The sequence below is a fragment of the Flavobacterium profundi genome, assembly GCF_006491645.1.
GTDB classification, from domain to species: Bacteria; Bacteroidota; Bacteroidia; order Flavobacteriales; family Flavobacteriaceae; genus Flavobacterium; species Flavobacterium profundi.
In genome coordinates, this window is the sequence record NZ_VDCZ01000001.1 from 176,892 (window position 1) to 188,696 (window position 11,805).

Consider the following 11,805-nt stretch of genomic DNA (forward strand, 5'->3'; position numbering starts at 1 on the left):
AAAATAAAAATGTTATCCTTTTTCAAAGCGAAGCCAAAACTGTATGAATTTATACCCGAAGACTATGTAGACATTCACTCTCATATTTTACCTGGTATTGATGATGGTGCTAAAACCATTGAAGATTCTGAATTTTTAATGAAACAAATGATTGAATTTGGCTTTAAAAAAGTGATTGCAACTCCACACACTATGAGTTCCGTTTGGGAAAACACTAAAACTACCATTCAAAATGCCCAAGCGAAAGTGGAAAAAGAATTAACTGCAGAAAGTAATCGACTTGAATTACATAGTGCTTCTGAATATTTTATGGACGACAACTTTATGAAACGTTTTCAGAATGAAGCGCTATTAACTTTAAAAGATAATTATGTCTTGGTTGAAATGTCCTATCTAAATGCTCCCATTCAACTTTTTGAAATTCTTTTTGAATTGCAATTAAAAGGTTATCAGCCCGTTTTAGCCCATCCTGAACGCTACACTTTTTATCATTCAAATATAAATCAATACGATAAACTAAAAAAAGCAGGTTGCTTGTTTCAAATGAACTTACTTTCTACTGTAGGTTATTATGGAAAAGAAGTGAGTACAGTTGCTGAAAAACTTCTTTCTAGTAATTCTATTGATTTTGTGGGTTCTGACATTCATCATAAAAACCATATCTACTCTTTCAAAGATAAAATAGTTATTAAATCTCTCGATAAACTAGAAAGTGCTATACAAAAAAATTCTTTTTTTAAATAATTGATTTTATTTCTTTAAAAAAGGCAGAAAACTATACCACGGTTTTTTCTCTTCCGTTTGTCCGTAACCATAACCATAACCGTAACCATAACCGGTATTAATTTCGGTATCATTAATAAGAATTGACATATTAGGAAGTTTTTTCTCGTTGTATAAGCGTTCCGGCAACTCTAACATTCTTTTATCTAAGAAATTTGCTCTAGTAACATAAATAAAAGCATCCGCGTATTTAGCAATTAACAAGGTATCTGTAACTAAACTTACTGGAGCTGTATCGACAATGATATAATCATATTCTTTTTTAAGCGTTGCAAATAACTCCCCAATCTTTTTACTCATTAATAATTCGGCAGGATTAGGAGGAATAATTCCTGCTGGCAACACATTTAAATTTTTAAACCCTTCTACCGAAGTAATATAGTTTTGAATAGGTTTCTCATCTTTTGAGGAAAGATAATTGGTAACACCTCTCGATTCTAATTTTAAATACTCATCTAATTTTGGATTACGAATATCTAAACCCACAAGTAAAACTTTCTTTTCTGACAACGCTATAGTAGATGCTAAATTCACAGAAATAAAGGTTTTCCCTTCTTTTGGATAGGTAGAAGTTAAAAACACAACTTTTGCTTCATCTTCATTTACATTAGTTAACAAAAATTCTAGATTGGTTCTAATAATACGAATTGCTTCTGCTGTGCTGGTTCTACTTGTACTGTCTATTATTAATTGTCCACTTTCTAATTTTGGAATTTCACCTAAAAACGGAATTGTAGTGTTTTTCTCTAAATCATATCTAGATTTGATTTTGGTATCAAATAAATCGATTAAATATAAAATACCAAATGGAATTAATCCTCCTAAAAGCAAAGCTGCTAAATAAATCATCCTACGATTGGGAGAAACAGGACTTTTTGAAGCTTTAGCCGCATCAATAACTTTTGCATTTGGAGCCGTTACAGCTAATGAAATAGCCGTTTCTTCTCTTTTTTGCAATAAATACAAATACAAAGATTCTTTGATATTTTGTTTTCTATCGATATCTCTTGAATTTCGCTCTTGAGTAGGAATTTGAGAAATTTTACCACTAATAATTGCATTCTGTCTATTTAAATCGTTTCTTTTAATTTGCAAAGAAGATTTTAATTGACTTAAGCTAGAACTCACACTCCCTTTTAATGCATTAATTTTTGCATCTAAATTTTGCACCAAAGTATTTTTTGAACCAGCAGTTTTTAACAACCTATTTTTTTGTAGAACAAGTTCATTATACTCAGAAATTAATTGGCTCGCTCCTTGATCTTGACCAATAATATTTACAGGTATGAGTTCATTTGTATCCGATGAGTTTACATAATTCATCATGGTTTCTACCACACGTAATTGTGTAGCATTTTCAACTTGCATTCGCTCAAAATCACTTGCATTTTCAAGATAAAGTCCCGCTTCAGAAACAACATCAGTGATACCATTATTTTTTTTAAATACTTCTTTATCTTTTTCAACATCTTGTAATTCTTCTGAAATAATACTCAATCGCTGTTCAATAAACTTAGACGTATTTTCAGAGATGTATTTTTTATCTTGTATAGCATCCTTATTGTAGTTAGCGATAACAGTATTCAAAAAATCTTCTGCTTTTCCTGGAACCGGATCAACAATACTCAATTCTATAACACTCGTATTTTTGCTTAAAGCTGCAACCGTCAGTCTATTTTTAAAGCTTTCAGCTAGTTGAGAAACAGGTAAATATTGTACCCCAATATTATAATTTAAGGTAACAAATTCGGGTTTGTTTACTAAAACTATAAATACTTCTTCCCCAATTTTAAATTTTTCTCCGTATTTAAAAGTACCAATTTTTTGATCGTTGCTATCATAAATAGTAAATGTTGTTGTAGTTGCTTTTTCTATTCGGTAAAAATGACCTTTAGAAGCGTATGCATCACTATACTTTGATAAAATTAATTTGATAGGAGACTTTTTATATAATTCTTCCCATTTTACTCTACCTTGAGAAAAATAAGCAACATTCAACTCTAACTCTCTTACTGCAGATTCTATAAGCGTTCTAGACTTGATAACTTCAATTTCATTATCCACATTACTTTTCACATTTGTCATTAAACCCAAATCAGAAAATGCAGACAATTCTGAGGCCATAGTTCCTTTACGATCATCCTTCACTAAAATAGTAGCAACGGCTTTATAATTAGCCACTGTATATCTTAAATAAAGAAATGCAGCTAGTAAAGCAATAAATATTCCCAAAACAAACCATTTCCAATGCTTCAGATATTTTACAACTTCTTCTTTAATATTAAAATTGCTTTGTGTATGTTGATGTTCTGTCGAATGTAAATTTTGCATTTTATCTAGTGGTTAAAGCGATAATAGTTACGATTAGCGATAAAGCAGATATACCTACAGTAATATTTGGACCAATGGATGAAGAATTAATTCTTGTTTTATTAGGCTCCACATAGAGAACATCATTTTGAGACAAATAATAATAAGGTGAATCTATAAAATCGGTTTTGGTAATATCGATTCGTTCCATTATTTTAGTACCATTTTGTTCTCGAATTAACAAAATGTTATTTCTTTTCCCATAAATAGTTAAATCTCCTGCAAGACTTAACGCTTCTAATAAAGTAATTCTTTCACTTTTAACTGTATAACTTCCTGGATGTGTAACTTCACCAAGAACAGAAATTTTAAAATTTAATATTCTAATATTAACAACAGCATCGGTTACATGTTCTTTTAAAGCTTCTTTTACTCTAGCAACCGCGTCTGATTTTGTTAAACCAGCCAAATGTATCGTCCCTAAAATAGGAAATTCAATGTTCCCATTAGAATCAATAATATACGTTTGTAATTTTGTATTAGCAGTAGCATCTTGCGTATTATTATCTACTATAACAGACTTTAAATTATAGGGTGCTGCTATTTCAGGATTTTCAGAAGTAACTAAAATTAAAAGCACATCATCTTTTTGCAAGTAAGGCTCATAACTAGAGGCCTCTTGATTTTCTTTATTATTTTGTAAATAAACCAAATCTTTTTTAGAAGCACAAGAAACCAAACAAAAGAAGGCAATAGTAAAATAGAATATTTTTATTTTTTTCATTAATTTTCTTTTTGCAAATATAAATGAGATAAATTTAATTGTCTAATTGTTCATAAATTGAATTCATACTTTTAAATTCAGGTATTATTTTCTTCATTTCACAAACAATTTCCATGTCTGTTGCTTTATGGGTTTTATCAATTAATTGCGAAATTTTTAAAATATTATCGTTGTAATTTTCATCCATTTCTTGAGAAATCATAATTTTATCATGATGAGTTGGCAATGTTTTAGAGGTATCATTTAACAATTCTTCATACAATTTCTCACCTGGTCGCAAACCTACAATTTGAATATCAATATCTTTATAAGGTTCATAACCAGCTAATTGAATCATCTTCTTAGCCAAATCAATAATTTTGACTGGTTTGCCCATATCAAATATAAATATTTCTCCACCTTTACCCATGGAACCAGCTTCTAATACAAGTTGACATGCTTCAGGAATTGTCATAAAATAACGAATAATCTTAGGGTGTGTAATCGTAATTGGTCCACCTTTTCGAATTTGCTCGGAAAAAAGAGGCACAACAGATCCATTGGAACCTAGTACATTACCAAATCGTGTGGTAATAAATTTAGTAATTTTATGCTCGTCGTTTTTGTATTTAAAATATAAGGATTGCACATATTTTTCTGCAATTCTCTTACTGGCTCCCATTACGTTACTTGGATTAACTGCTTTATCAGTGGAAACCATAACAAATTTTTTAACACCGTTCTCTAAAGATAAATCGGCCAAATTCTTGGTTCCCAAAATATTGGTAAAAACAGCCTCACAAGGATTTTCCTCCATTAAAGGAACGTGTTTATAAGCTGCTGCATGATACACCATTGTGGGCTTATATTTTTCAAACACACGCTTTAATACTTCTTTATTACGTATATCTCCAATAATGGGAACAATTTTCGTATCCTTTTCAAACTTTGAAATCTCAATAGCTAATTTATGTAAAGGAGACTCAGCCTGATCAAAAATGATAATCTTTTGAGGATTAAATTCTAAAACTTGCCAAACAATTTCACTCCCAATCGAACCTGCAGCGCCCGTTATAAGAACGACTTTATTAGAAATTTGTTTTGAGATTAATTTATTATCTAAAATGATTGGTTTTCGTTCTAATAAATCTTGAATTTCAAAATTTTTAATTTTTTTAGAAATCTCTCTCTCGTTTTCCCAATCGGTAATAATAGGTACAACATATACTTTAATATTGTTTTCCAAACAATCATCAACAATTTGAATTTTTTGCTCTTTAGTTAGGGATTTTTCTGCAAGAATTAATGTTTTTGCACCTATAGAACGAAGTAATACTGAGGCTTTTTTATTCTTGTATAAAATAGGTAATCCTAAGATACTTTTTGATTTATTATGTCTTGATTTATCTAAAAAAGCTACAATTTTAAATCGTGCTGGTATTTCTGATTTCACAGCATTCGCAATAGCAATAGCATTGGCATCTGAACCATAAACCACCGTTCGTATTAGTGTTTTTGAATCGGTTGTTGTAATCTCAAAAACAAATTTTACAATAATTCTAAAAAAGAATAAAAAAGTAAAAGAAAGTACAAAACTTATAATTAACGCTGGAAAGAGGAATATTTTTTTATGCGCAATAAAATAGCAACCGTAATTGATAATACTTAAAACAAGAAAAGAGCAAAAACTTGCAAAAAATATTTTTACAGCATCAATAAAAGTAGAATGCCGAATGATTCCTGAAAAAGTTTTAAAAACTCTAAAGAAAAGAATATTAACTAGTAAAATTAAAAGGTATTGTTCAACCAATGTGATTGTTTTATAAAACCCTAATGTTAAACTAATTACTATAAGATGTGTAAGTAAATTTGCAAAAGATAGAATAATTATATCGATACAAAAAATAATCCACCTTGGTAGATAGCCAATAGAAAACAACCGCTCATTCAACTTTATCATTTGCTCCTCTTAAATTATTGCAAAAGTACTAAAAAAAACTCCTTACTACTGCTGTTATTCTTTCTTTATCTAATGTCGTTAAGTTAGATCCAGAAGGAAGGCAAAGACCTCTTTCAAATAAGCTTTCAGCAATGTTATTTCCGTAATAAGGACTTTCCTTAAAGACAGGCTGTAAATGCATCGGTTTCCACAATGGTCTTGTTTCTATATTCTCTTTTTCAAATGCTAATCGTAATGCTTCTCTTTTGGTATAATCTGGTAACAAAATTGCACTCAACCAATGATTGGAATAAAAGTCGGAATTAGGTTCTTTAAAAAGGACAACATCAGAAATAGATTCGAAAAGATGTTTGTAAAAATGATGCATTTCCCTTCTTTTTGCAACGTGTGCTTCTAAAACTTCCATTTGCCCTCTACCTATACCTGCACAAATATTACTCATTCTATAATTGTAACCAATTTGAGAATGCTGATAATGTGGTGCCTGATCTCTAGCCTGAGTAGCTAAAAAAACAGTATTTTGTTTTACTTTTTCATCTTTGGTAACCAAAGCACCTCCACCAGAAGTAGTAATAATTTTATTTCCATTAAAAGATAAAACAGAAATGGTTCCAAAAGTACCGCACTTTTGTTTTTTATAAGTACTTCCTAAGGCTTCAGCACTATCTTCTAGAACAGGAATATCATATTTTTTAGCAATTGCAATAATTGCATCAACTCTAAAAGGCATCCCATATAAATGCACAGCGATTATTGCTTTTGGTTTTTTACCATTTTCAATACGATCCAAAATAGCTTTTTCTAAAGCTTTGGGACAAATATTCCAAGTATCTTCTTCACTGTCTACAAAAACAGGTGTGGCACCCAAATAAACGATAGGGTTAGCCGAAGCAGAAAAAGTAAATGTTTGACAAATGACTTCATCACCAGCAACTACACCTAATTGTATCAATCCCAAATGTAGAGCAGCCGTACCTGAACTTAATGCAGAAACATGTGAATTATTTCCTAAATAGCCTTGTAAATCTTCTTCAAAACCTGTTACATTTGGTCCTAAAGGTGCAATCCAATTTTCTTTAAATGCTTGTTCAATATAGTGTTGCTCATTGCCACCCATGTGAGGAGAAGACAACCAAATTTTTTCTGGATTCATCCTTTAAAAACGGTTTTAAAAATTATATGCAAATCTACTAAAATACTTCGCTTATAATAGTATTCTAAATTCATTTTTACCTTATCGGGAAACAAAACGGTATCATTATACAATAGGGGATTTTCTTGCAGACTTAAAATAGCTTCTTCATTAGCATATTTAATAGACGCTTCCGACGTTAAACCTGGTTTTAATTCTAAAATTTTTTTTGCTTCCCCTTCTAATTGATCATAATATCCAGGTATATCAGGTCTTGGCCCAACAAAGCTCATCTGTCCAAAAAGAATATTAACCAATTGTGGCAACTCATCTAATTTTGATTTTCTTAAAAAATGTCCATATACAGAAATTCTTTTAGTTGAATCATGAACTGATTTTATCTTGTAAATCAAAAAAGGTTTCCCATACTGACCTATTCTTTTTTGCAAAAACAATCCAAAAGATTTAGTATCAATCGAAGCAATTACAATTCCAAGGAAAAGTATCCAAAAAAATAGCACTAATGCTAGAAAAGAAAAAACAACATCAAAGAGCCGCTTGACTGTCATTTTAAATTCATTTTAATTACTCTTCCTGGATTGCCCACAACTACAGCAAAATCGGGAACATCCTCAATAATAACTGCTCCAGCTCCAATGGTTGCCCATTTCCCAATAGTTATTCCTTGAATGACAGACGCACCTATACCAATTTGAGTTCCCTCACCTACAGACACGTTTCCTGCCAAGGAAGCATTTGGAGAAATATGAACATAATCAGACAGCACACAATCGTGTTCCACAATACTCCCAGAATTTAAAATACAATGTTTACCAATAGTTGCAGCTGCATTAACAACTACTTGTGGCATCACTACACTACCTTCTCCAATTAAAGCAAATGAAGAAATTATGGCTTTTTGATGAATTGCTGTGAGATAATTAAAATGATGTCTTTCTACAATTTCTTTTCTAACCCAATTATCACCAATAGCAATAATAAATTTACTAGAATTGTTTACTTTGAAAACACTTGTTTTAACAACTGGTATCGACAAAAGAAAATCTACCTTTGGATTATCATCTACTATGGAAGAAACTGAATTATCATTTGATAACAATATATCTAGAACCACTTTAGCATGCCCACTTGCTCCAAAAATATAATAGTTTGACTCCATTACTTATAAATTACCTTTAAAAACTTCCATTGTAGCTGCACCTTGCTGAGAAATTCCCTCTCGTACAAAGACTTTTTTTATTGTTAAAAATACTATTTTTAAATCGAGTAAAAAATTATAATTTTTAACATACCAAACATCATATTCAAATTTTTGATTCCAGCTGATGGCATTTCGACCATTAATTTGTGCCCAACCCGTAATACCAGGTCGAATTGAATGTCTTTGTTTTTGAAAATCATTATACAACGGTAAATATTGAACGAGTAAAGGTCTAGGGCCAATTAAACTCATATCTCCTTTAATTACATTAAGTAATTGAGGTATTTCATCTAGCGAAGTTTTTCTAACGAATGCGCCAATTTTAGTCAGCCTTTCCTCATCAGCTAATAAATTTCCGTTAGCATCCTTTCTATCATTCATTGTTTTGAATTTAATAATCTTAAATATTTTTTCCTTTTTTCCTGGGCGCATTTGAAAAAAGAAAGGTTTGCCTTGATTGGCAATATACAAACCTACGGTAACTAAAACAAATACAGGAAGTAACAACAGAAATCCTAATAATGAAAAACTGAAATCTATCATCCTTTTGAAAAAGCTCTTATACATAGTAATTACTTGTTTCTTTATATGAAGCAATGGTTTTATCCCACAATTGTTTTTGCTCAAATTTCGATAAAATTATGCTTCTCGTGGTACTAGCCATCTTTTCGACTATATTTTTATTTTGGAAACAATACAACATAGTTTCATAAAGTATTTTTTCATTTTTAGAGGGAATCAAAAAACCATTAATACCATCAATAATAATTTCATTACATCCAATAATATCAGATGAAATTGAAGGAACATTCATGGCTGCAGCTTCCATTAAAGATATCCCAAAACCTTCTCGATAAGAAGGAAAAACAAAAAGATCCATCATTTTATAAAAAGGTCTAATATCCATTTGAAAACCTACAAGAATAATATTAGGATTAGCATGTATTTCATTTTTAATTTCAGGTAACAAAGGGTCTAAGGTTTCTTCAAAATTTCCTGCAATAATTAATTTAACATTGTTATAATCATTAGAAATAGTTTTAAAAGCAGATACTAATTCGTTAATTCCTTTATCCTTGACCACTCTGCCAATAAAACCAAAAACAAAATCATCTTCAGCTATACCGTATTGTTTTTTAAAATTATTAGAATCAACGATTTGCGAATTAAAAAAAACGCCATCAATTCCATTTATACTTCCATTCCAGATAATTTGAATTTCTTTTTTTGTTATCTTATCATCCTGCATAACCTCTTTTACTCCATGACTCACAGCATAAACCGAAGTTGCTAATTTACAAGAAACTCTTTCCATAGCCATTAGTAATTTCCTCTTAAAACCTGCTACTCCTTGATAACGCAATCCATGAACATAATAGATTCGTGTTGGCACTCTACAAATCCAAGCTGCAATCATAGATAAAAAGCTACCTTTTGGAGTGTTTCCATGAACTATATCTGGTCTTTTCATTATGAAATATCCAATTAATCGCAACAAGCTAAGAAAATCGTTTACTAATGCAATTTCTCTTTTCATTACGATTCCTTTACAAGCAACATTATATTGTTTAGCTGTTTGATAAAGTCTATCTTCAGGAGATGAAATTAAAGTAACATCAAATTCTTCTTTAAGCAAAGCAAGTTGGCCTTTAAAAAAAATTAAAGACAAAGGGATTGTTGTAATGATAAATAACTTTTTTTTACGCATTTAAACCCTTAACTTTTGTGTTTTTAATAATTGTAATTGCTTCTTTAAATTTAGAAATATATTCTTCTGAAACTACCCCTTTACCTCTATTTTTTTGTAGCAGATCTATTTTTCCCATTCCATCTAAAAGATAAACGACTAATGATTTAAAATAAGACTTGGCAAGTAAAATATGAAAACGATTTTCTCCGTATTTACGAATCATATTCCTTTCATTTTTGTAAGCTCTGATAAGTTTTCTTCTAGTTACATTATTTTCTTCCCTGTAGATATACAAAGGTTCTTCTATAGAGATAACCTTTAAATCGTTTTTTTTGGAAGTACGCAACCATAAATCTAAATCTTGAGCAATACTTAAGCTTTCATCATATTTATTTCTTTCATACCATGATTTTTTAGCAATAAGTGCAGCATGCGTAATTCCTACTTTTCGAGTCAAAATATCTTGAAAAGTAACCGATTTATAGTTAACACCTCTCACACCAACGATTTCTAAATTATTTAAAACAGAATACACTCCTGTTGTAACAATATCGACATCGTTTTTAGAGAATAATTCCAATTGTTTTTCAATTCTGTTTGGCATCATTAAATCATCAGCATCCATTCGTACTATATAATCATGTTTTGCCCATTGTGTAACTTCATTCAATCGAGCTGCTAATTTTTTATTTTTCCCATCTGAAATTACTCTCACTCTCTCATCATCTACTGACTTTGCAATAGCAAGAGAACTATCTGTAGAACCATCATCTATTAGTAATAATTCCCAATCTTGAAAAGTTTGAGCAAATACAGAGCGTATTGCATCTGGCAAATATTCTTCGGCATTATAAAATGGAATTGCTATTGTTATTTTCATTATGGGAATAAATTTGGATTGAACTCATACGGAACTAAATTGGACATTTTGGATAAATAAATACCAAAAAAAACTAAATGTATACCTATAAAAGCGACTCTAGGCAAAAGACGATTAAACATGGGCACATCGTTAAGTATAAAAGGCCAGATTAAGATATAACCGAATGAAAAATACAAAGACATTCGTAAAAAGTTTACATCAGAACCTGTTAAACTAACTACCATATAGATAATAGAACTAAAAACGCAGGTATTCAAATAAATATTAAAATAGGCTAAGTTTTCAGTTTTGATATACTTCCTAAAACGAATTAAAACAAATGTCATTACAATAAAAAACAAACTCAACAACAATCCTCCTTGAGCACCTCTATCCTCATATACAGAATACCTGTCTATGGTTGCTTCATCAAAAAGTAGCAAAAATCTACTTAAAAATGTTAAGGCTACAAAAGATAAAATAGAATAATAAAATAATTTCTTTATCGAAAATTCATTTTTCAGAATAAAATAAAAAGGAATCATTATTAAAATGGTTTTGTGAAAAAATGCCCCAACAAGTATCCAAAAAAGGTAATATTTCAAATTTCGTTTTACTAAAAAATAAAAAGAAATACCAAAAAAAGATGCCGCTATGCTTTGACGTGCTCCATTAAACAAGAACAAATAAAAACCTAAAGTGATATATATAAAGATAGAAATTCTTGCATTTAAACTCATTTTTCGAATAGCAAACAATGACAAACCCACAGACAACAAAGCAATTAAAAACAATAAAACCCAATATTGATTTGATATAAAATAAGCTGCTTTTTCTAGCATTAAATATCCAATCTCTAGAGATGAATTCGTTTTATCTATAGGCAATTGCAAGTATTTTAAATTTTGGAAACTACCAACATAATTATTCGTATCTGTACCTACATTTGAAGATCGAAAAGCAGGAAAAATTACTAGGATAAAACCAGACAAATAAAAGGATAAGTTATTATTTTCACCTTTCTTGCTTAGAATACTAAAAACAATTAAAACTAAAAACAATATAATAAAATAGATAATCATT

At 30.1% G+C, this 11,805-nt stretch carries 11 protein-coding genes; 1 reads left to right on the forward strand and 10 read right to left on the reverse strand.

What is annotated here, in order from left to right:
• The first annotated feature begins 9 nt into the window (after positions 1–9).
• Positions 10–744 carry a tyrosine-protein phosphatase gene (locus FHG05_RS00865; protein ID WP_140996125.1) on the forward strand — a complete coding sequence of 245 codons (735 nt, stop codon included), beginning with the start codon at positions 10–12 and terminating at the stop codon, positions 742–744.
• Positions 745–750: 6 nt separating this feature from the next.
• On the opposite strand, the gene FHG05_RS00870 is transcribed toward FHG05_RS00865, so the two are convergent.
• Genes FHG05_RS00870 through FHG05_RS00915 form a run of 10 tightly spaced genes read right to left on the reverse strand, consistent with a single transcriptional unit; the run spans position 751 to position 11,804 of the window.
• On the reverse strand, positions 751–3,114 hold the full coding sequence (locus tag FHG05_RS00870; protein WP_140996126.1) for a GumC family protein: 2,364 nt from the start codon (positions 3,112–3,114) through the stop codon (positions 751–753).
• Position 3,115: 1 nt separating this feature from the next.
• Complete coding sequence (locus tag FHG05_RS00875) at positions 3,116–3,877, reverse strand: polysaccharide biosynthesis/export family protein (RefSeq protein ID WP_140996127.1); 762 nt, start codon at positions 3,875–3,877, stop codon at positions 3,116–3,118.
• Positions 3,878–3,911: 34 nt separating this feature from the next.
• Positions 3,912–5,816, reverse strand: a complete 1,905-nt coding sequence (locus FHG05_RS00880; RefSeq protein ID WP_140996128.1) for an SDR family NAD(P)-dependent oxidoreductase — start codon at positions 5,814–5,816, stop codon at positions 3,912–3,914.
• Between the two features lie 28 nt (positions 5,817–5,844).
• Entirely contained in the window at positions 5,845–6,969 is a 1,125-nt protein-coding gene (locus FHG05_RS00885) for a DegT/DnrJ/EryC1/StrS family aminotransferase (RefSeq protein WP_140996129.1), read from the reverse strand.
• Positions 6,966–7,517, reverse strand: a complete 552-nt coding sequence (locus tag FHG05_RS00890; RefSeq protein ID WP_140996130.1) for a sugar transferase — start codon at positions 7,515–7,517, stop codon at positions 6,966–6,968. Before FHG05_RS00890 ends, FHG05_RS00885 begins: the two co-directional genes overlap by 4 nt.
• A complete protein-coding gene (locus FHG05_RS00895; RefSeq protein WP_140996131.1) occupies positions 7,514–8,128 on the reverse strand; it encodes an acetyltransferase in 615 nt (204 codons plus the stop codon). Before FHG05_RS00895 ends, FHG05_RS00890 begins: the two co-directional genes overlap by 4 nt.
• 3 nt (positions 8,129–8,131) lie before the next feature.
• Positions 8,132–8,737 carry a sugar transferase gene (locus FHG05_RS00900; protein ID WP_140996132.1) on the reverse strand — a complete coding sequence of 202 codons (606 nt, stop codon included), beginning with the start codon at positions 8,735–8,737 and terminating at the stop codon, positions 8,132–8,134.
• Positions 8,730–9,878, reverse strand: a complete 1,149-nt coding sequence (locus FHG05_RS00905) for a glycosyltransferase family 4 protein (protein WP_140996133.1) — start codon at positions 9,876–9,878, stop codon at positions 8,730–8,732. The genes FHG05_RS00900 and FHG05_RS00905 overlap by 8 nt, the downstream gene beginning before the upstream one ends.
• A complete protein-coding gene (locus tag FHG05_RS00910) occupies positions 9,871–10,740 on the reverse strand; it encodes a glycosyltransferase family 2 protein (RefSeq protein WP_140996134.1) in 870 nt (289 codons plus the stop codon). Before FHG05_RS00910 ends, FHG05_RS00905 begins: the two co-directional genes overlap by 8 nt.
• Positions 10,740–11,804: an EpsG family protein gene (locus FHG05_RS00915; RefSeq protein ID WP_140996135.1), complete on the reverse strand. Its 1,065-nt coding sequence runs from the start codon at positions 11,802–11,804 to the stop codon at positions 10,740–10,742. The genes FHG05_RS00910 and FHG05_RS00915 overlap by 1 nt, the downstream gene beginning before the upstream one ends.
• Between the last annotated feature and the right edge of the window lies 1 nt (position 11,805).